This is a genomic window from Massilia sp. 9I, from assembly GCF_902506415.1.
Lineage (GTDB): Bacteria > Pseudomonadota > Gammaproteobacteria > Burkholderiales > Burkholderiaceae_D > Telluria.
On sequence record NZ_LR733275.1, the window covers coordinates 313808 to 335521 of the forward strand.

Annotated in this window: 26 protein-coding genes and 1 pseudogene; 14 read left to right on the forward strand and 13 right to left on the reverse strand. The window is 65.2% G+C overall.

Going from position 1 to position 21714, the window contains the following annotated elements; all coding sequences use genetic code 11:
- Positions 1-212 precede the first annotated feature (212 nt).
- The 6 genes from GV068_RS01425 (at position 213) to GV068_RS01450 (ending at position 4887) form a co-directional block, all read left to right on the forward strand.
- Entirely contained in the window at positions 213-677 is a 465-nt protein-coding gene (locus GV068_RS01425) for a MarR family winged helix-turn-helix transcriptional regulator (RefSeq protein WP_159695657.1), read from the forward strand.
- An 88-nt stretch (positions 678-765) separates the two neighbouring features.
- Positions 766-2043, forward strand: a complete 1278-nt coding sequence (locus tag GV068_RS01430) for an MFS transporter (RefSeq protein ID WP_159695658.1) — start codon at positions 766-768, stop codon at positions 2041-2043.
- Positions 2044-2095: 52 nt separating this feature from the next.
- Positions 2096-2902: a hydroxypyruvate isomerase gene (hyi, locus tag GV068_RS01435; RefSeq protein WP_159695659.1), complete on the forward strand. Its 807-nt coding sequence runs from the start codon at positions 2096-2098 to the stop codon at positions 2900-2902.
- Between the two features lie 42 nt (positions 2903-2944).
- Complete coding sequence (locus GV068_RS01440) at positions 2945-3310, forward strand: VOC family protein (protein WP_159695660.1); 366 nt, start codon at positions 2945-2947, stop codon at positions 3308-3310.
- Positions 3311-3416: 106 nt separating this feature from the next.
- Positions 3417-4301: a hypothetical protein gene (locus GV068_RS01445; RefSeq protein ID WP_159695661.1), complete on the forward strand. Its 885-nt coding sequence runs from the start codon at positions 3417-3419 to the stop codon at positions 4299-4301.
- 13 nt (positions 4302-4314) lie between these two features.
- The gene (locus GV068_RS01450; RefSeq protein ID WP_229463586.1) at positions 4315-4887 is read left to right on the forward strand and encodes a hypothetical protein; all 573 of its coding nucleotides are present in this window, start codon (positions 4315-4317) and stop codon (positions 4885-4887) included.
- A 33-nt stretch (positions 4888-4920) separates the two neighbouring features.
- Here the strand turns inward: GV068_RS01450 and GV068_RS01455 are convergent, their stop codons facing one another.
- From GV068_RS01455 to GV068_RS01470, 4 genes are all read right to left on the reverse strand, one after another.
- Positions 4921-5478, reverse strand: coding sequence for a hypothetical protein (locus GV068_RS01455; protein ID WP_159695662.1), 558 nt, complete (start codon positions 5476-5478; stop codon positions 4921-4923).
- A gap of 85 nt (positions 5479-5563) precedes the next feature.
- Positions 5564-6451, reverse strand: coding sequence for a zinc-dependent peptidase (locus GV068_RS01460; protein WP_159695663.1), 888 nt, complete (start codon positions 6449-6451; stop codon positions 5564-5566).
- Position 6452: 1 nt separating this feature from the next.
- Positions 6453-7220, reverse strand: a complete 768-nt coding sequence (locus GV068_RS01465; protein ID WP_159695664.1) for a glutathione peroxidase — start codon at positions 7218-7220, stop codon at positions 6453-6455.
- Positions 7221-7429: 209 nt separating this feature from the next.
- Positions 7430-8035 (reverse strand): winged helix-turn-helix domain-containing protein, encoded by a 606-nt coding sequence (locus GV068_RS01470; protein ID WP_159695665.1) that lies wholly within the window; start codon positions 8033-8035, stop codon positions 7430-7432.
- A 405-nt stretch (positions 8036-8440) separates the two neighbouring features.
- Here GV068_RS01470 and GV068_RS01475 point away from each other — a divergent pair, with 405 nt between their 5' ends.
- Positions 8441-9481, forward strand: a complete 1041-nt coding sequence (locus tag GV068_RS01475; protein ID WP_159695666.1) for an OmpA family protein — start codon at positions 8441-8443, stop codon at positions 9479-9481.
- A gap of 105 nt (positions 9482-9586) precedes the next feature.
- A complete protein-coding gene (locus GV068_RS01480; protein WP_159695667.1) occupies positions 9587-10537 on the forward strand; it encodes a YihY/virulence factor BrkB family protein in 951 nt (316 codons plus the stop codon).
- A gap of 55 nt (positions 10538-10592) precedes the next feature.
- Here the strand turns inward: GV068_RS01480 and GV068_RS01485 are convergent, their stop codons facing one another.
- The 3 genes from GV068_RS01485 to GV068_RS01495 all read right to left on the reverse strand — a co-directional run bounded on the left by GV068_RS01485 (position 10593) and on the right by GV068_RS01495 (position 12860).
- Entirely contained in the window at positions 10593-11858 is a 1266-nt protein-coding gene (locus GV068_RS01485; protein WP_159695668.1) for an AI-2E family transporter, read from the reverse strand.
- A gap of 45 nt (positions 11859-11903) precedes the next feature.
- Positions 11904-12218: a BON domain-containing protein gene (locus tag GV068_RS01490; protein ID WP_159695669.1), complete on the reverse strand. Its 315-nt coding sequence runs from the start codon at positions 12216-12218 to the stop codon at positions 11904-11906.
- Positions 12219-12311: 93 nt separating this feature from the next.
- The gene (locus GV068_RS01495) at positions 12312-12860 is read right to left on the reverse strand and encodes a hypothetical protein (RefSeq protein ID WP_159695670.1); all 549 of its coding nucleotides are present in this window, start codon (positions 12858-12860) and stop codon (positions 12312-12314) included.
- Between the two features lie 217 nt (positions 12861-13077).
- Between GV068_RS01495 and GV068_RS01500 the strand changes: the two genes are divergently transcribed.
- Both GV068_RS01500 and GV068_RS01505 read left to right on the forward strand, forming a co-directional pair.
- Positions 13078-13539 carry a glycine zipper 2TM domain-containing protein gene (locus GV068_RS01500; RefSeq protein WP_159695671.1) on the forward strand — a complete coding sequence of 154 codons (462 nt, stop codon included), beginning with the start codon at positions 13078-13080 and terminating at the stop codon, positions 13537-13539.
- A 204-nt stretch (positions 13540-13743) separates the two neighbouring features.
- On the forward strand, positions 13744-14100 hold the full coding sequence (locus GV068_RS01505) for a hypothetical protein (RefSeq protein WP_159695672.1): 357 nt from the start codon (positions 13744-13746) through the stop codon (positions 14098-14100).
- Between the two features lie 352 nt (positions 14101-14452).
- Here the strand turns inward: GV068_RS01505 and GV068_RS01510 are convergent, their stop codons facing one another.
- From GV068_RS01510 to GV068_RS01535, 6 genes are all read right to left on the reverse strand, one after another.
- A complete protein-coding gene (locus tag GV068_RS01510) occupies positions 14453-14839 on the reverse strand; it encodes a hypothetical protein (protein ID WP_159695673.1) in 387 nt (128 codons plus the stop codon).
- A 24-nt stretch (positions 14840-14863) separates the two neighbouring features.
- Positions 14864-15250 carry a phage holin family protein gene (locus GV068_RS01515; RefSeq protein WP_229463588.1) on the reverse strand — a complete coding sequence of 129 codons (387 nt, stop codon included), beginning with the start codon at positions 15248-15250 and terminating at the stop codon, positions 14864-14866.
- Between the two features lie 18 nt (positions 15251-15268).
- On the reverse strand, positions 15269-15622 hold the full coding sequence (locus GV068_RS01520; protein ID WP_159695674.1) for a YqjD family protein: 354 nt from the start codon (positions 15620-15622) through the stop codon (positions 15269-15271).
- Positions 15623-15679: 57 nt separating this feature from the next.
- On the reverse strand, positions 15680-16213 hold the full coding sequence (locus tag GV068_RS01525; protein ID WP_159695675.1) for a bacterioferritin: 534 nt from the start codon (positions 16211-16213) through the stop codon (positions 15680-15682).
- A gap of 27 nt (positions 16214-16240) precedes the next feature.
- Positions 16241-17182, reverse strand: coding sequence for an OmpA family protein (locus tag GV068_RS01530; protein ID WP_159695676.1), 942 nt, complete (start codon positions 17180-17182; stop codon positions 16241-16243).
- 78 nt (positions 17183-17260) lie between these two features.
- Complete coding sequence (locus GV068_RS01535) at positions 17261-17674, reverse strand: DUF4398 domain-containing protein (RefSeq protein WP_229463590.1); 414 nt, start codon at positions 17672-17674, stop codon at positions 17261-17263.
- Positions 17675-17864: 190 nt separating this feature from the next.
- Between GV068_RS01535 and GV068_RS01540 the strand changes: the two genes are divergently transcribed.
- The 4 genes and pseudogenes from GV068_RS01540 (at position 17865) to GV068_RS01555 (ending at position 21706) form a co-directional block, all read left to right on the forward strand.
- The gene (locus GV068_RS01540; RefSeq protein ID WP_159695677.1) at positions 17865-19949 is read left to right on the forward strand and encodes an AsmA family protein; all 2085 of its coding nucleotides are present in this window, start codon (positions 17865-17867) and stop codon (positions 19947-19949) included.
- Positions 19950-20046: 97 nt separating this feature from the next.
- Positions 20047-20367 carry a BON domain-containing protein gene (locus GV068_RS01545; RefSeq protein ID WP_159695678.1) on the forward strand — a complete coding sequence of 107 codons (321 nt, stop codon included), beginning with the start codon at positions 20047-20049 and terminating at the stop codon, positions 20365-20367.
- 22 nt (positions 20368-20389) lie between these two features.
- Positions 20390-20611 carry a glycine zipper 2TM domain-containing protein gene (locus GV068_RS01550; protein ID WP_159695679.1) on the forward strand — a complete coding sequence of 74 codons (222 nt, stop codon included), beginning with the start codon at positions 20390-20392 and terminating at the stop codon, positions 20609-20611.
- 133 nt (positions 20612-20744) lie between these two features.
- A pseudogene (locus GV068_RS01555) lies at positions 20745-21706 on the forward strand (IS1595 family transposase).
- Positions 21707-21714: the final 8 nt, after the last annotated feature.

The window sequence follows — 21714 nt, forward strand, 5'->3', positions numbered from 1 at the left end:
TAATTCGACTCTGACCCTAATTGCTTTTAGCGAGCCCAGTCGTAAGAACAATGAGGGTCAGAGTCGAATTATTGAGAAAGATTGTTAAATCCAGAATAATTCGACTCTGACCCCATTTTTATTCTGATATTTGATTACTCAAGTACTTGCCAAGGGTCGCTAAGCGGCATATATTTGAGTGATCAACTATCCCTCAAACACCGGAGCCTGCCATGACTGATGTGAACGAACCCGCGCCTGACGCGCCGCTGGAGAGCCCGACCAGCGAGTTCTGCCTGCGCATGGGGCGTGCCTGGGCGGCCCTATCGCGGCGGCTGGATAGCTCGCTCGGCAGCCTGCATGGAATCAGCTTTGCGGACTACCAGTTGCTGCTGAGCCTGCAGCGGGCGCCGGGTGGGCGGCTACGTCGGGTCGACCTGGCGGAAAAGCTGGGGCTGACCGCATCCGGCGTGACCCGCTCGCTGCTGCCGCTGGAGAAGATCGGGCTGGTCGGACGCCAGAGCGATCCGCGCGATGCCCGCGTCGGCTACGCGATCATCACCCCCACCGGCGGCGAGCTGGTCACCAATGCGAGCGTGGTGGTGCACAACGTCAGCCGCATGCTGCTGGGTGCGCCCTCGCGTGAACAGATCGAGTCGACCTCGAACCTGCTTGCCCAGCTGGGCGGCGGCCAGTAAGCCGCCTCATCATCCGCATTGAAACACCGCCGGCCCATGCGCCGGCATCGGGCGCGCACGCCCCTCCCTACAAGAACGGAACAAGAACATGAAAGAGACGCCAGCGCTGCGGCGCGACCCGAATTTCAACTGGCTGATGGGCGGCGGCGTCATTTCCGCCCTCGGCGACCAGTTCACCATGATCGCCTTGCCCTGGCTGGTCCTGCAGCTGACCAAGGACCCGCTCGCGCTCGGCATGATGGTGGCCGTGATGGCCATCCCGCGCGCCATCCTGATCCTGTTCGGCGGCGCCGTGGTCGACCGCTACTCGCCCAAGAGCGTGCTGATGCTGACCAAGCACGTGAACACGCTGCTGCTGGCCATCCTCGCCGCGCTCGTGCTGAGCGGGACCGCCACGCTGCTGCCGGTCGCCTTGCTGGCGATCGGCCTGAGCCTGGCCTCGGCCTTCAGCATCCCGGCCGGCACCTCGATGCTTCCGCGTGCGGTGCCGCCCCAGCACCTGGCGGCCGCCAACGGCGCGATGATGGCGATGCGCCAGCTGACCATGCTGGCCGGGCCGCTGCTGGCTGGCCTGCTGTTCGCCCTCGGCGGCGACGGCAGCAATGGCATGCAGGATGCGCGCGGCCTCGGCATCGCCTTTGCGGTCGACTGCGTCACCTATGCCGTCTCGGCCTGGACCCTCTCGAAAGTAAAGCCGCTCGCAAGCAGCAAATCGGACAAGGCGCCGGAATCCGTACTGCGCGCCGTCGGCGCGGGGCTCGCCACTGTGTGGCGCAACCAGACCCTGCGCGCGGCCTTCATGTACTGGGGCCTGTGCGCCTGCGTGGTGGGCGGCGTGATGCAGGTGGCCCTGCCCCTGCTCGCCAGCGAGCGCCTGCACGGCGCCTCCGCCCTGGCCCTGCTGATGGGCGCCCATGGCGCCGGCTCGCTGGCGGGCATGGCCCTGTCCGGCGTGCTGGGCAAGCGCCGCGTGGTCAACCTCGGGATCACGCTGCTGCTGGTGGACGGCCTGGTCGGCCTCCTGCTGCTGCCGCTCGGACTGGTGACGGAAAGCTGGCAGGGCATGCTGGTGCTGGTGGCGATCGGGGTGCTGGGCGGCTTCGTGCAGGTGGCGGTGTTCACCTGGATCCAGCAATGCGTGCCGCAGGCCATGCTGGGCCGGATGATGGGCATCTTCATGTTCGTGTTCATGGGCCTGGCGCCGCTGGCCGCAGCCGGCGCCGGATGGCTGGCGAGCCTGTTCAGCCTGGACGCGCTGTTCGCCGGCGCCGGCCTGTTCCTGATGGCAGCGGCCCTGCTGGCCTGGCTGTTCACGCCGATGTCCACCCTGGTCGATGCGTCGATCCGGAAGGAATCGCAGGTGTGATGCTGGAATCGGCTAAGATGCCCGGCATCGCCACCGGAGTCCTGCCGCCGCAATGCCGAAATTCGCCGCCAACCTGAGCACGCTGTTCAATGAAGTGCCCTTCCTCGACCGCTTCGCCGCCGCGCGTGCCGCCGGCTTCGATGCGGTCGAGTTCCTGTTCCCCTATGCCTTCGAGCCGGAGCAGATCGCGGCGCGCCTGCGGCGCTACGGGCTGGAGCTGGTGCTGCACAACCTGCCGGCAGGCGACTGGGCGGCGGGCGAGCGCGGACTGGCCTGCGATCCGCGCCGCAGCGCCGAGTTCCAGGACAGCGTTGGCCTGGCGCTCGACTATGCGCTCGAGCTGGGCGTGCGCCGCCTGCACTGCCTGGCCGGCAGGCTGCCGCCGAACGTCGGCCGGGAACGCGCCCACGCCGCCTATGTCGGCAACCTGCGCCACGCGGCCGCGCGCTGCGCCGAACATGGCATCGATCTGCTGATCGAGCCGATCAACGACCGCGACATACCGGGCTACTTCCTGACCGGCACGCGCCAGGCGGCCGCCATCATCGAAGAAGTCGGCGCACCCAATCTGTTCCTGCAGTACGACATCTACCACATGCAGCGCATGGAGGGCGAACTGGCCGGCACCATCCGCCAGCACCTGGGGCTGATCCGCCATATCCAGCTGGCCGACGTCCCGGGCCGCCACCAGCCCGGCACCGGCGAGATCCACTTCCCTTTCCTGTTCCGCCTGCTGGACGAGCTCGGCTACGATGGCTGGATCGGCTGCGAGTACCTGTCGCAGGGCGACACCGCAGCGTCGTTCGGCTGGCTGGAAGCGGAGCGCGGGCGCAAGTCCAGGATGCTGGACAGGGCGTGATCATTCAGGCAACATCGAGGTTTAGCCAGCCGAGGAGCCACGATGATTCAGGGATTACGCACCGTCATTTACCCCGTCACCAACTTGACCGAAGCACAGGCCTGGTATGAACAGGTCCTCGGCGTGCCGGCCTATTTCAGCGAAGCCTTTTACGTCGGGTTCGAAGTCGGCGGCTTCGAGCTGGGCCTGATCCCGGATGGCGAACCCGGCAGCGCCGGCGCCACCGCCTACTGGGGCACGGACGACATCGATGCGGAAGTGGCGCGGGTGAGCAGCCTCGGTGCGCAAGTGCACTCGCCGGTGGAGGACGTCGGCGGCGGCATTCGCGTCGCCACTGTGCGCGATCCCTATGGCAACCTGTTCGGCATCATCCAGAACCCGCACTTCGACCGCGCGAAAGTCGCCTGAGCAGCCACATCCTTCCTGCAAGAAATTGATGGCCAGCAAGGCTAGCGCAGACGGAGTTTGAAAGAATGGGTACTTTCGGGCCGCCCCGCGGCCAGGGAGGTCCACCATGCTGCGACAGCGTTCGATCCGCCTGCTCTTCCTGTTCGCCCTGTTCTCCGCCGCCTTGTCGTCCGGTTGCGGCACCACCGGCGGCGGGCCGCCGGGAGGCCGGCCCGTCAGCCTGCAGGAAGTGCGCGAATTCGCCGATGCGTCGGCGCGCCTGGGCGGCTATGCCGAACTGGCGCGGCGCTACCGCGACACCTACGAGCGCGAACAGCCCTATCTGTCCCCCGTCGCCGACAAGCTGGCGCGCGAGAACGACGCCAAGCGGCGCGCCGTGTTCGACGACTTCATCGCCATTCAGAAAACCCTGGTGCTGTACATGCAGACCCTGAGCCTGCTGGCGGGCGACGCGCGCTACGACCTGTCCGAGCGCATCGATGATCTCGGTAATGGTCTCAAGGCAAATACCGAATCCGGCCTGACGCAGCGCCACATCACCGCCTACACCGGGATGACGCGCCTGCTGACACGCGTGATCGCCTCCGGCTACCAGAACCGCAGCGTCGAGACCATGGTGCGCGATGGCGATGCCGACGTGCAGGTCCTGCTCGATGCCATGATCTCGCTCACCCGCCTCTACTACAAGACCAACGAGAATGAGAAGAAGACGATTCTCGGCATCTTCGATGTCGAGATCCCGTTCTCGACGCGCAACTCCGACCGCATGCTGGTCACGCTCGCCAAGGTGCACTACCTGAACAAGGCCACCGAGTACAAGCTCATCGACCGCCGCTACGAGCTGGCCCTGCAAGGCCTTACCAAAGTGGCGCTGGGACACCAGAAGATGCGCGAGAACCTCGGCAAGCTGAGCAACGACGAAGTGAAGCGCCTGCTGGCCACTTACGGCCGCGACTTGCGCACCATCCGCGACGGCTTATCCGGCGACTGACAGGAGAATGCACATGGCTAGCACCCCAACCCCTACCAAGACCGACTTGTCCGCCCTGGAAGACGCCACTGCCGTCGAGGAGCCGGCAACGGCGTCCGCCGCGGTGGCCGCGCCGCCGCCCGATGCCGGCGGCAGCGCCTTGTCCAGCCCCGACAAGATCGTCGAGCTGGCCGACCACCTGACGGCCTGCGCCGACGAGATCCACGAACGGGTGATGAAGGAAATCCGCAGCTACGGCGGCAAGGCGGTGCCCGAGAAGGTGCAGGACAAGGTGCGCGCCCTGTTCGAGGATGAAGTGCTGCTGCGCCAGCGCGCCAACGGCCTGCATGCCGACGCCGCCACCTTCATCGTCAAGGGCCTCGGCAAGCCGCAGGCCCAGCTGGTCAAGCTGACGGCCGACGCGGCCGAGAAGATCCGCAAGATCGGCGTCATCGGCGAAATCACGGGGCTGGCCGGCGGCCTGCTGGGGCTGGCCGCGGCCGCATCCACCGGGCAGCCGCTCGCCATCCTGGCCGCCATCGACAAGATCGAGAAGCACGGCAAGACGCTGAACGCGCTCAAGCCGAAGCCGCCGGCCAAGGCCTGAGCCTGCCGGCGCATCCGCAGCGTCGAAGATGCCTTAGTTGACCAGCTCGGGGCGGCTGGCCGGGTCGAAGTCGGCCCAGTCGCCGTCGACGATATTGCCTTGCGCGCGTTCGATGTGGTGGGCGCCCAGCTGGCGCAGCACGTCGACCGCCTTGTCGGCCAGGCCAACATCATCGAAAGCGACCGCCACCAGCATGCCCGCTTCGCGCGGCGGCACGCGGTTCTCGCTGCTGCCCTGTTCCGACTCGCCGCGTTCCTTCATCTTGGAAAAACTGAACAGCGAGCCGACGTGGCCGCCGACCAGGCCGCCGACGATCGGGCCCAGCGGTCCGGTGACCGGCGCCGTGGCCGCGCCGATGGCCGCGCCGACCGCGCCGCCGGTGGCGACGCCCTGCACCACGCCTCCCGGCGTCTCCTTGGCGCCGGGCGACTGCAGATGGTCGCCGCCGATCGGGGTCTGGTCGTGCTGGCCGGGCTGGGTCAGGTAGAAGCCGCTGATCCGGCTTGCGTCGAAGCCTGCATCGGACAGCGCGCGGCGCGCACGGTCGACCTCGTCCTGAAGCTGGAAACGGCCTGCAATGATTGTGGACATGTGGATCTCCTGGCTTGTTGTTTGCTCAACTATGCCCGCCGTCCGCGACTTGCTCTGTACGCAGGCGCACGCAGCCTGCCGCCCTTCAACGCCACTGTCCGTAGACCACCTGTCCGCCGAAGGGCTCGTCATAGACGGGCTGGGGCTGCGCCATCCAGTCGCGCGGGTCGACCCGAAAGTACTTGAGGAATTCCTCGTACAGGTCGGGGTGGCGCGCGGCCAGCTCCCAGGGCTGTTCGAAGAAGCTTTCGGTGGCGACAGCGAAAAACTCGGCCGGGCTGCTGGCGCCGTAATGGTCGAGCACGCCCCGCTGTCCCCACATGGCGTCGCGCCGCAGCGCCGCATAGTTGCGCGACAGGACTTCGGACCAGCTGCGGTAACGGGCGGTGCTACCCAGGTAAGGGGCGCCGTTGGTGCTGCCGGATTCACTGTCGAGCTGGTGGGCGAATTCGTGCAGGACCACATTGTGCGTCTCCGGCACTTCCCAGCCGGCGCGGCGCACATGGTCCCAGGACAGGATCACGCGGCCATCGCCCCAGGATTCGCCCAGCAGATCCTGGCGCTGCTCGGTCACCACGCCGGCGACATCGATCTCGCGGCGCGGCACCAGGAAGGCGCCCGGATAGACCAGCACCGCATGCAGCGATGGATAAACGATGGCGGGGCTGTCGTCGCCGGCCCGTCCCAGCACCAGCAGGCAGGCCTGGGCCGCGATGGTCACCCGCATCTCGTCGGTGATCTCGAGACCGGCGCAGCCGACAAAGGATTTCTCGTGCAGGAACTGCTGGACCAGGCGCTGCAGGCGCTGGCGCTCGGGAGGCGCCATGCCCGCATACTGCGCCACATTGCGCTCGAGGATGGCGAGCAGGCCCGGTTCGAGGGGACGTGCAAGTGCGCGGCGCAGGCGCAGCTTGGGCCACAGCCATGCAGCCAGCAGTCCGGCCCCGATCAGGCCGGCGATGATGCCTTCCATGTCAGCCTTCCCGCGTCGACGCGACCCAGGACTGCACCTCGTCGGCGCCGCCGATCAGCTGGCCGCCGACGAAGACCTGCGGCCAGGTGAGGCGACCCGTCACGCCGCGCAGCACGCTGGTCGTGATTTTCTGGTCTTCCGAAATGTCCGTGAATACGATGCCATTCTCGCGCAGCGCGGCTTTGGCGCGCGCACAATGCGGGCAGCCCGGCCGCGAGAACATGACGACCGGCTCGGGTATCTTCGCATCCGGGTTGATATAGCTCAGCATTGTATCGGCGTCCGAAACCTCGAAGGGATCGCCTTCACGTTGCGGTTCGATGAAGATTTTGTCGATCACGCCGTCCTTGACCAGCATCGAGTAGCGCCAGGAGCGCTGGCCGAAGCCGAGGTCGCGCTTATCGACCAGCATGCCCATGCCTTCGGTGAAGTCGCCGTTGCCATCCGGGACCAGGGTGATGTTGCCGGCATCCTGCCCCGTCTTCCACTGGTTCATGACGAAGGCGTCATTGACCGAGATGCACAGGATGTCGTCGACGCCGTTCTGGCGCAGCACCGGGGCCAGCTCGTTGTAGCGCGGCAGGTGGGTCGAGGAGCAGGTGGGCGTGAAAGCGCCCGGCAGCGAGAACACGACCACGGTCTTGCCCTTGAACAGCTCGTCCGTGCTGAGGTCGCGCCACTGGTCGTCCAGGCGCGCCTTGAAGGTGACTCGGGGGACCGGCCTGCCCTGCAGGGATTCCGCGGTCGGTAGTGTGGCGCTCGATGGCATGGGTCTTCCTTTCCTTGGAGCGGCAGTCTCGGCCGCGTTGGGAGGCAGGTAGGGATTATTGACCGTATTTCAACGCGCCCAACACAAATAATTGTTCACTTGAAAAAACAAAACCGCGCACAAGGCGCGGCTGAATGACGACAGCGATCGTCTGGACCAGAGCTGCCGCAGGTCTCCACCGCGGCAGTCCGGGACGCGCTTCAAGCGCGTTACTTGGCGGTCTGGCCCGGGGGAGGACCGAACAGTGCGGCGACCAGCGGGTCGCGGGTGACCGGGCTGCGGTTCACGCGGATTGCATAATGGGTGTCGTCCGCCAGGATGTGGAAGTGGCGGCCGCTGCCGGCCATGTTCTGCTCGCGCAGGCCCGGGCGCTCCTTGCGCGGGGCGGCGCCTTCGCGCTTCGGCTGGCAGATCGCAGCCAGGAAGGCCTTGACGCGGTCCTGGTCCGGGCAGATCTGGTACACGGCCTTGCCCAGGTAGGTGGCGGTGCCTTCGATGTAGCGCGCCAGTTCGATCACGCCGGCTTCGCGCAGGTCACGGATGTACTTGCGTGCGCCCGACGGCGAGAACTTCAGGAACCAGGCGATTTCGTCGGCCAGCATTTCGTGGGTCGACAGTTCGTTGATCAGCTTCTGCATGTTTTCGATCCGCCGCTGGGTGGCCGAGGTCGAACGGACACGTTCGATCGGCGCCAGCGAAATCGGCGCGCGCTCGGTTGGTTGCGGGGGAACGCGTTCGATCAGCGCAGAATTGCTGGAAGTGTGCACGGCGCCGATGTCGCCTTGCACCGCGTTGTGATGGGTCGTTGCATGCATATTGGTGAGCTCCGTTATAGAGAGAGACTGTGTGGTCCGGGTCGCTGTGTGTCGTTTGACACCCTGACAACACCTCGGGTTCCGCTTAACTGACCTCAAGATTGCCTGCGTCAGACACCCCGGTCTGTGCGCCATCCAACATTCAAGTACGTTCCTGCAAGCATTTTTGACAAGGCCGCTTGCTGGGTGCGCCGGGAAATGCTTATTTCCTGAAAAAAATTTGCACAAGAGCGGTGCGCACAGCCGAGCCCTGTGGTTTTCCTGTCACTGTTGTAAAATCGCACAGGTCAGTTCCGATGGGTGCGGTACCGCACCGAGTACGCGGAACTTGCACTGTTATTCTTTATCCAACATCTGTGTCAAGGCATGCGATGTCAACAACCCTTCACCTTATGGGAGTTATCTGTGAATAATACGAAGAAGATCGCCCTGGCCGCCGCCATCCTGTGCGCGGCTGGCACCACCATGGCCCAAGAAACGACGCCAATCAATCCATCGTGGTACATCCAGCCGAGCGTCATTCATGCCAAGCCGGATGGCCGTTTTGGCACGAGTGACCGTGACTGGGGCGGCGGCCTGAAGTTCGGCAAGGCCGTGTCGCCGATGTGGGACATCCAGTTTGGTGGCAGCCAGGTCCGTTTCGAAGACGGCCCGGCCAAGTACCGCCAGACCCTGCTGGGCGCCGACGCCCTGCTGATGTTCTCGCGCGATCGCTTCCGCCCGTTCGTGCTGCTCGGCCTGGGCCTCGAACGCGACAAGGTGCAGAACCCGCTGCGTAACGTCGGCAAGAACTCGCCGTACGCTACCGCCGGCCTCGGTTTCCAGGCTTCGCTGACCGACCAGTGGTCGCTGCAGGCCGACCTGCGCGCTGTCCGTGGCTTCCTGCGTGATAACGAACAGTTTGGCTTCCGCCGCAGCAACAACAAATACCTGACCGTCGGCCTGAACTACGCGTTCAACCCGCCGCCGGCACCGGTCGTCGCCGCTCCGCCGCCGGCACCGGTCGCCGAACCGGCACCGGCGCCAGCACCGGCACCGGTGCCGGTCGCTCCGCCGCCAGCCCGCTTCGAGAAAGTCACCCTGGAAGCGACCAAGCTGTTCGAGTTCGACAAGGCCGACATCATCATGCCGTCGCCGAAACTGGATGAGATCGCCGCTGCCCTGCAAGCCGATCCGAGCGTCACCGACGTCGACATCACCGGCTACACCGACCGCCTGGGTTCGGAAAAGTACAACCTGAAGCTGTCGGAGCGCCGCGCCAACGCCGTGCGTGACTACCTGGTCAGCAAGGGTGTGGACGGCAACCGCCTGAAGGCCTATGGCAAAGGCGAAGCCAACCCGCTGGTCCAGTGCAACCAGAAGCAGCGCAAGGCCCTGATCGACTGCCTGGAACCGAACCGCCGCGTCGAAGTCGAGCAGATCACCGTCGAAAAGCGCGTGCAGTAATCCGGCTGCTGCCTCGCCAGGCCAATCCGTCCCCGTGGCGGACTGGCGGGCGCGCCTGGAATTTGCAAGGGGGCTGCGGCCCCCTTTTCATTTGGAGGAGAGGATATGGCTGTCAACAAATGGGTTCCCTATTCACGCGAGCTGGTCAAGGTGATGCGCTGCGCGGTGAGTGAATGGCTCGACCACCGCGCCTCCAGCAAGGGAGCGGCCCTCGCCTTCTACACCCTGTTCTCGCTGGCGCCCGTGCTGGTGCTGGTGATCGCGGTCGCCGGCTTCTTCTACGGCGCCGAAGCGGCCCAGGGCCAGTTGCTGACCCAGCTGCGCGGCCTGGTCGGAGCGCAGGGCGCGGAGACGATCCAGGCCATCCTGGCCGGAGCGCGCAACAAGGAAGACGGACTGTTCGCCACCATCGTGGCATCGGTCCTGCTGCTGGTCGGCGCGACCAGCGTGTTCGCGGAGCTGAAGGACAGCCTCGACGAGATCTGGGACGTCCCGCCACCGAAGAATGCCGGCTTCTGGAACCTGGTGCGCACCCGCCTGCTCTCCTTCGGCCTGATCCTGGTGCTGGGCTTCCTGCTGATGGTCTCGCTGGTCGTCAGCGCGGCCCTGGCGGTGGTCGAGGAGTATATCGGCGGCATGTGGAAGGAAGCGGCCGTGGTCATGGGCTGGATTGCCTGGGCCGTCAGCTTCCTGGTGATCGCCACCCTGTTCGGCGTGATCTACAAGCTGCTGCCACGCATCAAGCTGTCCTGGCACGACGTCACCATCGGCGCGCTCGGCACGGCGGCGATGTTCACGCTCGGGAAATTCGGCATCGGGCTCTACATCGGCAACAGCGGCGCCGCCGACAGCTTCGGCGCGGCCGGGTCGCTGATCGCACTGCTGCTGTGGGTGTACTACTCGGCCCAGATCTTCTTCCTCGGCGCCGAGTTCGCAAGGCAGTACGCGCTCAAGCTGGGCAGCCTGAAGCACAAGCCGGCTGAGGAAACGGGGGACAAGAAGAAAGAGGAGCCGCCGGAACCGACGGCGACCTGGAAGAACGGCCGCGCCGTGTAAAACGCCTGAAGCGCCCGGCTGCGCCGGGCGCCGTGGACGGCCCCATCGGGGCCGTTTATTCTCCCAACAATTCCGCCAGCACTTCCATCCCTTCGACCCGCTCGGAGATCACCTTCAGCACCATCACCACCGGCACGCCGAGCAGCAGTCCCCACATCCCCCACAGCCAGCCCCAGAACAGCAGGCTGACGAACACCGCCGCCGGATTCATCTTGGCGATCCGGCCCGTCATCCAGGTGGCGACCACCATGCCGACCAGGGTCGCGATGCCGAGCGAGGCGCCGGCCACCAGGATCACCATGCGCAGCGATTCATACTGGAAGAAGGCGACGGCGCCGGTAGCGATGGTGATCAGGAGCGGCCCGAAGTAAGGCACGACGTGGGCTACGCCGGCAAAGGCGGCCCAGGCGCCGGCGTTCTCGAGACCGATCGCGCGCAGCGCCGCCCAGGTCAGCAGCGCCAGCAGCACGTTGGTCACCAGCAGCATGAACATATAGGCCTGGATCGCATTGTTCATGTCGTCCAGGATGTGGACCGTGACCTTCTTGCGCGTCAGGGACGGTCCGGTCAGCTTGACCAGCTTGCGCTTGAAGGTGTCCCCCGCCAGCAGCAGGAAGAACACCAGGAATACCACCATCGTCGCCTGCGACAGGAAGGTCGCCAGCCCGACCGAGCCTGCCAGCACCCAGTCCATCACGCGGATGTTCGAACCGCCCGCGGCAGCCGCCGGCGGCACCGGCTGGGTGCGTTTCTGGATCGCGCGGCGCTGTTCGCCGCCGGTGGCGTTGGACGCCGCGCGCTCGATCTCGGCGGCGGCCGCCTGCACCTGCTGGATGGTCGAGCGCTGGCCGGTGTTGTTGGTCAGGATCCGGGTGACCTTGTGGGTCAGGGTCGGGAGTTCGTCGATGATGTTGAAGAATTCGTCCTGCAGCCGGTACAGGGTGCCGCCGAGGGCGCCCATGATCAGGGCCGTCACCAGGGTCGCGCCGATGACGCGCTTGACGTGCCAGCGTTCGAGCCAGCGCACGACAGGATTCAGGGTGTAAGCGATGAAGATGCCGAGCAGGAGCGGCACGAAGAATTTCTGCGCCCACTGGAGCGCGAACACACAGGCGATGGTGGCAAGGATGCCGAGCGACAGCCCGCGCGCATTCACATGGATCGGCAGCCGCAGGCTGCCCACTTGCATCGTGAGCTCGTCGCCTGCAGGGCCGGGCTCGGCGCCGCCCTCGGGTGGGGTCGGCGCCGCCGGGGCGGCATTGTCGGGTGGCGTCACAGGTGCAGCAGCAGGCTGGACTGGTTCAGGTGGTGCGAGCTGCATGGATCGTGCCTTGACAATGGAGCCGGGCCGCCCCGGCGCATGGGATTACTTGACGCGGATGTCGTTCTTCACCGAGCTTACACCTTTCACGCCGCGAGCGAGTTCCACGGCGCGCTGTGCGTCACCCGGCTGGGCCACGAAGCCCGACAGCTGGACGTCGCCCTTGAAGGTCTCGACGTTGATTTCGGTGGCTTTGACGGTCGGGTCGGCAGCGAAGGCAGCCTTCACCTTGGTGGTGATCACGGCGTCGTCGACGTATTCGCCAGCGCTTTCACGGTTCGAGGTCGATGCGCAGCCAACGGTGGTGATGGCGATGGCGGCGGCGAAGGTGGCGGTGATGAGGCGTTGTGCGATTTTCATGGTGAGCTCCTAATTAAAAACTACGGATGGTCAAACAACTAATTAGCCCAATGCGGGCAAGTGGGCGGTACCGGCACGCCGGCCCGCAATTCTTCATTTACCGAACGCGGTCTTGGCGGTATTCACGCACTGGTCCTTGACGGCGCCGGCGTAGGCATCGCATTTCTCGATCGCGACGCGGTATTCGGCGGCGAGCTTGTCGGCGCGCGCATCCTGGCGCGCCTCGATGCTCTTGCGGTCGGCCTTGGCGTCGGCCTGGGCCGCGATCAGCGTGGCCTTGGCCTGTTCCAGGCAGACGTCGCGGTCGTTGCCGGTGACAGCGGCGCAGCGCACCTTGTCACGGTCGTAATTGGCCGAAGCGATGCGCAGGCGTGCCTGGGTGTAGGCCGACAGCGTATTCTTGTAGGCGGCCTCGGCTTCTTCCTCGACACGTACGCGCGCCGCACGCGCTTCGGCCATGCACAGGTCGTGCGGATTACCCGCGATCTGATCACAGCGCGCACGCGCCGCCTTGAAATTCGCTTCGGCCGTAGCCTTTGCCCCTTCATAGACGGTCTTGGCGTCCGGCACGGTCTGGGCTCGTGCCGAACCTGCCCAGGCGAGCGCGGCACCGACGAGCAGGAAAGCATGGGATGTTTTCATTTTTTATTCTCCATTTGTCAACACGCTAATGACGTTTTACACGTCGGCTCGCGCGGGTTCTGTTCGGTGCCGAACACAGCAACGTTCATGCAACAACTCATCTGTATTGAATCAATTCGCGCTGTGGATACGCTGGGCAAAAACGGTTAGGCAACGCACAGACCCCTTGCGCGACAGTGACTAATCTGGACCCATAAACTTTTGTCAGGAGAACAACATGAAAGCAACCCGTACCCTTGCTGCTGCTGTGCTGGCTACCACTGCCCTCCTCACCGGTTGCGCGAGCACTTCGTCGCAGCCATATAACAACGGCTACAACACCGGCTACAACAACGTCTCGATGGGCTACGGCACCATCGAATCGATCCAGGTGACCCAGGGCGCCAACCGCACCAGTGGCGCCGGCGCGATCCTGGGCGGCGTGGTCGGCGCACTGGCCGGTAACCAGGTCGGCAGCGGCAGCGGCCGTACCGCAGCCACCGTGGCAGGCGGCGTGGCGGGCGCGGCGATCGGCAACAACGTCGAACGCAACCGCAATGCCAACGGCGGCGCCGAGCTGTACCAGATCAACGTGCGCATGGATAACGGCGAATACCGCGCCGTGACCCAGGACAGCGTCTACGACCTGCGCGTGGGCAACCGCGTGCGCATCGTCGACGGCCGCGTCTACCGTTACTGATCTGCTCCACCTGCGCAGAGACGGCAACGCCTTCTGCGCATGGTCAGGGCCGGCCGCGTGCCGGCCTGGCTTGCATCTGCACGGGCAAGGCCCGGCCCGCTGACCACGCTCGCCAGGTACCGGTCCTCGTCACACCCTGTACGCCACGACTTCTGCCGCGGCAGGCCCGACCGCGGTACTGCTGACCATTTGCCGGAGGACACCATGCGACACCTCTCCACCGTACTGCGCGGCGCCTGCGCCTGCCTGCTCGGCGCCACCCTGCTTGCTCATGCCCAGACCAATGGCGACGCCGTGGTCGAGCCCGTCGCTGCCAAGCAGCAGGCGCGCGAGATCGCCCAGGGCGACCCGGCGCGCTGGTACCGCGAAGACGCCACCCGCCAGGCCCAGCTGCGCACCCTGCACAAGGAAATCGGCGCCGCCCTGCAGGAGGCGAAGAACGCCTGCAAGAAGGTGCCGGCGGCCGAGCGCAATGCCTGCCTGCAGGAGGCGCGTGGGACATACCAGCGCGACATGGCGCAGGCCAAGGCGCAGGTGGACGCGCCAGCGCCGACGCCCTGATCGACGCGTCCAACATCCCTTATCGTAGCCATTCGTAGGGTGGGCGGCTTGACCGCCCACGCAGTCAGCGAACGAACTTTTTGCGTCGCGGCGCATGCATTCCCTTGCCGTCGTTACGCGCAGCTTCAACACCGCCAATTCCACCATCGCAGTAACATCCACACCGGTCGACCGCGGGGGGCGGGAGGACAGCGGGACCGCCCAGGCCCACCCTACTGAACCAAGCGCCGCCAACCAGCGAATTCGGCACGCAACTCATCCGTAAGGCCGAAAAAAAACGGCGTGCAATCAATGATTGCAACGCCGCTCAAGCCCCACCATATTCAATCCAAATTATTCTGTTATTGCCGTGTCAGTTCAGACCGTTCTGCTGCACACGGCGCTTGTTCATGTACCAGCCTGCAACACCCAGCAGGATGGCGGCTGCGCCGGCCGGCTTGCCGAGCTTGCGCTGGCGAATGAAGTTAAACACCGCCAGTCCGTAAGGCATCAGCACCGAAACGCTGGTGCCCGTCGGTTTCAGCAAGGCATCGGCACGAGCGCGCAGAGCCCAGGTAGCGTGGTCGATCGCCCCATGCAGCATGACCTCGGGACGCGCCGCATGACGGATCTGCGCCCTGGCATGCGCCACGCCGCTGCGGAAGAATTCGCCTTCACGCAGCAGTTCCTGCTTGCGCACCGCCGGATCCAGGCTGTGCTTGTGGCCGGCCATTCCGGTCGTTCCATCTTGATTGTGCATGTTTCCCCTCCTTCGTGTCGCCGCTTAGAGCAGCATGTCGCGATCGTTCTTCAGTTCCTTCATGGTCGCCGGGAACGAGAGCTTGTTCTGCTTGAGCAGCGCCAGGCCCTTCGCTACCAGGACACCCGTGATGACCAGGAACACGACGAACAGGATCAGCAGGATCTTCCAGCCCATTTCGTCCCAGGCCAGCGCGACGATGGTCGCGGTGCCGTAGGCGATGGCGAACCAGATGGCCAGGACGGCCGCGCCGAACAGGGCCACGAGCTCGATGAGGTGATTGCGCACATCAGATAGCTCGAGCGCCGCGAGTTCGACGCGCGACACGACCAGACCGAACAGGCTCTTCATGAGGCTGGAGATCCCGCCCATGAGGCCGGGGGTATGCACGACGGTGTCGTCTTTTTGCATGGCGGTCCCCGGTGGCGCTTATTGCTTACGGCTCAAGAGGACACCGAGCAGCAGGCCCAGGCCGGCTGCGACGGCCAGCGTACGGTAAGGGTTGTCCTTGACGTAGACATCGGCGTCGTGCGCCAGTTCACGGCCACGCTCCATGGCCTGGCCCTGGTAGTGGCTGGCACGGCCGAGTGCGCGGTCGAGCAGGTCCATGCCGCGGCTGCGCAGCTCCTCGGCCTTGTCGCCCGTCAGCGCGGCGGCGGCGCTCAGCATCGACTGGGCATCGCGCACCAGTGCCTTGACATCGGACGAGGTGTCCGCTGCGTTGCTGTCGAACTGGTAGCCGTGGGCCTGGGATTTGATGTTGCTGCGGGTGGTGTCTAGCATGGTCTACTCCGGTAGTGTTGTGGTTGTTGAATGGTGCCAGGATGCTGGGGCTTCAATTCACGCCAGCAGGTCGCGCATGTCGTCGGCGTGCTCTTCTTCGACGGCCATGATGTCGACCAGCAGCGCGCGGGTGGTCGGGTCCTTGTCGCCGATCGTCTGGATCATCTGGCGGTAGGACTCGATTGCCACGCGCTCCGCGATCAGGTCGGCGCGGATCATCGCCTGCACGTCGTCGGAATCGTCGTACTCCGCATGGCTGCGCGCGGTCAGCGTGGCCGGGTTGAAGTTCGGCGATCCGTTGAGCTGCACGATGCGCTCGGCGATGCGGTCCGCGTGGTCCTGTTCCTGCTGTGCATGCTCGAGGAACTCGGCCTTGATGTGGCCGGTGTTCGGGCCGCTCACCGTGTAGTAGTGGCGCTTGTAACGCAGCACGCACAGCAGCTCGGTGGCGAGCGCATCGTTGAGCATGGCGATGACCGCTTCGCGGTCGGCCTGGTAGCCCTCGGTGACGGCGCCGTCATCGAGGTTGGCCGCCGCGCGGCGGATCGCCGCGACGTCGAAGCCATGCGCCAGGTTGTTCGTCTGTTCCATGGTGCTTCCTTTATTTCAAATGCCGGCTCAGCGCCCCGCCGTGCGTGGCGGAATCTGCGCATTCTCGTTCGACAGCACGATCTCGACACGGCGGTTGAGCTGGCGGTTGGACGCCGTATCGTTCGGGGCAACCGGGAATGCTTCGCCATAGGCTTTCATGGCGACGCGGTTACGCGCCACGCCCATCGAGCCCAGTGCCGATGCCACGGCTTCGGCACGACGCTGCGAGAGTTCCTGGTTGTAAGACGAGCTGCCGGTACTATCCGTAAACCCTTCGACCAGGACGGTACGGTTCGGGTTCTGCGCCATCACGTCGGCCAGTTTGCGCAAGGTCGACATACCGTTCGGTGTCAGCTCGGCCTTGTCATGGGCAAACAGGACGTCGCCGATGGTGACGACGTAGCCGCGCTCGGTCTTGACGGCCTGCAGCTCGACCAGCAGTGCTTCCAGCACGGCGGCGCGCTGCGCCAGCGCGGCATTCTGTTCCTGGGCGGCGGCTGCTTGCTGCTGGGCAGTCTGGGCCTGCTGCTGGGCGGCCTGGGCCTGCATCTGGGCCTGGGCGGCCTGGGCCTGCGCGGCCTCGGCGTCGCGCTTGGCGCGGTCGGCTTCGGCGGTGCGGGCCGCCAGGCGGACCTGGTCGCGCTCGCGCGACGCGTTCGCGATGTCGGCTTCCGCCGCTTTCGCCTTCGCCACTTCCATCGCGGTCGCAATGCGCTGCTTGGCCACGTAGGCCAGGCGGTCGACGTCGCCCACGGCTTCGCGGCGAGCGGCCGCGGCATTGGCCTGGTCGAGCGCGTCGCTGGCCTGCTTGAACTCCAGCGGCGCGTACTGCGCGACCTGCGGATTGTTATTGGCAGCAACGAAGTCCGCGCGCGCCTGGTCCAGCGTCGGCGTCGTCATCGGGGTGGTGGCGCAGGCCGTGGCCAGCACGGCGGCGGCCAGCAGCGACATCATCGAACGGATTTTCATGTTTCTGTCCTTTTTTCCTGGGCGCCGCAGGCTGCGGCGGTCAACGAAGGGAACTTCTTCTTGGATTGCGCGGCAAGCTTACTGGGTGCTGGTCGGCGCATTCAGGCGGTCGACTTCCTGGCGCAGCACGCGCAGGTCTTCGTCGAGCGCATTCGCGGCCGCAGTGGCCTTGGCCGAATTGGCCTTGCTCTGCGCCAGCTTGGCGTCGGCCTGGGCCTGGATCGCCAGCTCGCGCGCCATCTTGTAATCCTTGGCGGCCAGGGCCTGGTTGGCGCGCAGCATCTTGTCGCGCGCCATCGAGACTTCCGCCGGGGCCAGCTCGGCGGCGCCGGCAGACACTGCGTTGTCGACAGCATTGCGCGACACCGCGACGTCGGCGGTCGCAGGGGCCTTCTGGGGGCTGGCGCAGCCAGCCAGCACCAGCACGCCGGCGCTACCGGCAGCCACGGCAACCGATTTCAGCAGGCGGGTCATCGGGTGTTGTTGGTCCATCGCTTCTTCTCCTGTTGATGAGGAAATGTCCTTAGTAACGTTATAAACCTGTTATCTCCTTATTTCGGTTCGCTGCCGCACATTTACCGTCCCGTAGCGATCCGCTCAATGGCAGAGCGTTAGGCACCGCACATTGAGCGAAACAGGCTTTGCGCTAAGCTGGACTGAACATCACAAGCGAGAGTCCGCCATGGCCGATACCGACAAGCCGGCGGCGCAGGGCCGTCATCCGGCGCGCCGCAATAAAAGCAAGAAAATTATCCTGAGCATCCTGGGCATCCTGATTGCGATCCCGGTGATTGCAATCATCTTTATCCTGACCTTCGACTGGAACCGCGCCCGTCCCTGGATCAATGCCAAGGTGAGCGATGCCATCGACCGCCCCTTCGCCATTCGCGGCAACCTGGAGGTCGAATGGGAGCGCCCCGCCAAGACCATGGCGCCGTCCGAGCGCACTTGGCGCGACCATATCCCCTGGCCGCACCTGATCGCCAACGACACCCACGTCGGCAACCCGGCCGGCCTGCCCGCGCAGGACACCGGCAGCGCGCGCCAGTTCTCGTTCTCGCTGAATCCCTTCGCCCTGCTCTCGCGCACCATCAACATCCCGCTGCTGCGCTTCGACGGCCCACGCGTGGACCTGCTGCGCACGGACGAGAAGCACAACAACTGGACCTTCAAGCGCAAGGAAGAGAAATCGCGCTGGACGCTGGACCTGGAACGCATCGTGCTGACCGATGGCGTGGTCCACATCAAGGACGCAGTGACCAAGGCCGACGTGACGGCGCACGTGCGCACCCTCGACCGGGACGCGCGCTACGGCGTCGCCTGGACCCTCGACGGCACCTATAACGGCGCCAAGGTCGAAGGCGGCGGCAAGGCCGGCGCGGTGCTCTCGCTCAAGCAGCAGAGCACGCCCTACCCGGTCCAGGCCGATATGCGCTCGGGCAAGACCCGGATCGCGGTCGAGGGCACGGTCACGCGGCCGTCGAAGCTGGCGGCGATCGACCTGAAACTGGAACTGGCGGCGCCGAGCATGGACCAGCTGTATGCCTTCACCGGCGTGGTGCTGCCGACCACGGGACCGTTTACGACCTCCGGCCGCCTGACCGGCACCCTGGGCGATAAAGAAGACGGCAAGCGTGCCTCGACCTGGGTCTACGATAACTTCAAGGGCAAGGTGGGTTCGTCCGACATCGGCGGACGCCTCGAGTACGAGAGCCGCGAGCCGCGGCCCAAGCTGTCGGGCAACGTGCGTTCGCAGCAGCTGGTGTTCACCGACCTGGCCCCGCTGATCGGCGCCGACTCCAATGCGGCCAAGAAGGAACGCAATGCCGACGTGGTACAGCCTGCCGGCCGCGTGCTGCCGGTCGAGGAATTCAAGACCGAGCGCTGGAACAAGCTCGACGCCGACGTGCGCTTCTCGGCCGAACGCATCGTCCGCGACACGGCCTTCCCGATCAACAAGCTGTCGACCCACCTGAAGATGGACAATGCGGTGCTGAACCTGGAGCCGCTGGAGTTCGGCATGGCGGGCGGCACGGTCCGCTCCAACATCCGCCTCGACGGCCGCGGCCGCGAAGGACCAAAGGCGATCAAGGCCCAGGCCAAGGTCACCGCGCGCAAGATCGAGATCAAGAAGCTGTTCCCGAAGATCGAGCAGCTGCAGGCCACGGTCGGCAGCATCAGCCTGGATGCCAACCTGACGGCCCAGGGCAATTCGGTGGCCAGCCTGCTGGCCGGCTCGAACGGCGAACTGAAGACCCTGATCAGCCAGGGCAAGGTGAGCCACCTGCTGCTGGAAATGATGGGACTGAACGTCGCCAACATCGTCATCACCAAGCTGTTCGGCGACAAGGAAGTGCAGCTCAACTGCATGGCCTCGGACTTCGCCGTCACCAACGGTATCGCGCGCACGCGCTACTTCGTGATCGACACCGAGGAAGCCCTGGTCAACGTGGCCGGCGCCATCAACCTGGCCGACGAGCAGATGGACCTGCGTATCGACCCGAAGACCAAGGGCCTGCGCCTGTTCTCGCTGCGTTCGCCCTTCTACGTGCGCGGCCCGTTCAGCAAGCCAGACGTCTCGGTCGACAAGGGCGTGCTGGCGATGAAGGCCGGCAGCGCGATCGCCCTGGCCGCGGCCACGCCGATCGCGGCGCTGATCCCCTTGATCAATACCGGTCCGGGCGAGGACAGCGACTGCGCACGCCTGCTGGCCGAGGCGCGCGAGAAGCCGAAGGCGCCGCCGCCAGGCAAGACGAAACGTCAATGAAATTTAGAAATTGCACAGGATTTGTGTGTTGTCGAACAGACCAGTTTGGATCAAAACAATATCCTGATCACATGGAATCGACAAACACCGCAGCGGCATGAAGCAAGGCAGGAAGCAACTGAGCATGCGTGCCGCGCTGGTGGTCCTGCTGGCCCTGGGCCAGGTAACGGGATGTGCGATGTCGGGTGGAGGACCGGTGGCCCAGGCCATCGATGACGCCACCATCAGTGCCGGTGTCCGGACCGCTCTCGCAGGCGACCAGGCCTTAAAGCTGGCCGACATCGCGGTCGAGACCGAGCAAGGCGTAGTACAGCTGAGCGGATTCGTCAGCTCGGCAGACAGCGTGGCGGCCGCGGCATCGGTTGCCCGGACCGTAAAAGGCGTGAAGTCGGTCAGGAATGACCTGCGCTTGAAATAACCCCACCGTAAAGGAGATCAACATGAAAACCATCAAACAACTGGTAGTGACCGCATCGCTGGCAACCGTGGCCCTGGGCCTGACTGGCTGCTCCAGCATGTCGCAGCAGGACAAGGCCACCGCAATCGGCGCCGGCGCCGGCGCAGTGGTCGGCGGCGCCCTGACCGGCGGCAGCCCTGTCGGCACCGTGGGCGGTGCAGCCGTGGGCGGCGTCATCGGCAACCAGGTTGGCAAAACCAACTAAGCAGTACCCCGGAGCGACACAAGGAAGCCTGGCGATGCCAGGCTTTTTTGTTGGCGCTGTCACCACTACGTGTAGAAATTGAACTGCTGAGCTGAACTGATGTCCAACCTGAGTCACATGACCAGGAGGGACGATGAAGTCCGAAGGCTTTCGCCGCTTGCTGCGCCAGGTTGGTTCGCTCACCAGGCAACAGCGTTCGCAACTTAGCGACGCCTTGCGCCCGGCCGTTGGCCTCGACAAGGTGTGCGAGGCGATCGATCGAGCCCGGCCGGCTCCCCTATGCTGCCCTGCCTGCGGCAACAGCCGTCATTATCGTCACGGCATCGTCCGAGGCCTGCAGCGCTACCGCTGCCGTGCCTGCTCTCACACCTTCAGCGCCCTGAGCGGTACGCCATTGGCCCGGCTGCGGCACCGAGCCAAGTGGCTTGACTATCTCAAGGAACTGCTCGACTCGCGCAGCGTGCGTACGGCGGCGAAACTGATCGGCGTGCATCGCAACACCAGTTTTCGCTGGCGCCATCGATTCCTCGACGCGATACGCCACGACCAGCCAGAGCGCCTCGCTGGCATTGCCGAAGCAGATGAGATGTTCCTGCTCGAATCGCAAAAGGATCCCGCCAGTTGAAGCGGCCGGCGCGCAAGCGCGGCGGCGTGGCGCATTACCGCGGCATCAGCCACCAGCACGACTGCATCCTGGTTGCCCGTGACCGCAGCGGCCTGACCTGCTCCTTCGTCACGGGAAGAGCGGCGGTCACCGCCAAACAGTTGCACCGGCACCTGCTGCCCGTCCTCGATCCTGACGTTTTACTAGTGACTGATGGACACCGCGCCTACCGGACGTTTGCTAGAGAAGCGCGTATCGCACACGCTTTCGTCAATCTGCGTGCGGGCGAACGCGTGCGGGGCGCAGTCCACGTCCAAAACGTGAATGCCTACCACCAGCGCTTACGCAGCTGGCTGTCACGTTTCAACGGCGTGGCGTCACGCTACTTGCCGAACTATCTCGGCTGGCGCTGGGCGCTGGACGGCGAGCGCGTCGCGGCGCCAGAGCAGCTGCTTCAGAGGGCAATCGGCATTTTCCACACCCAACGTTGACAGCGCCT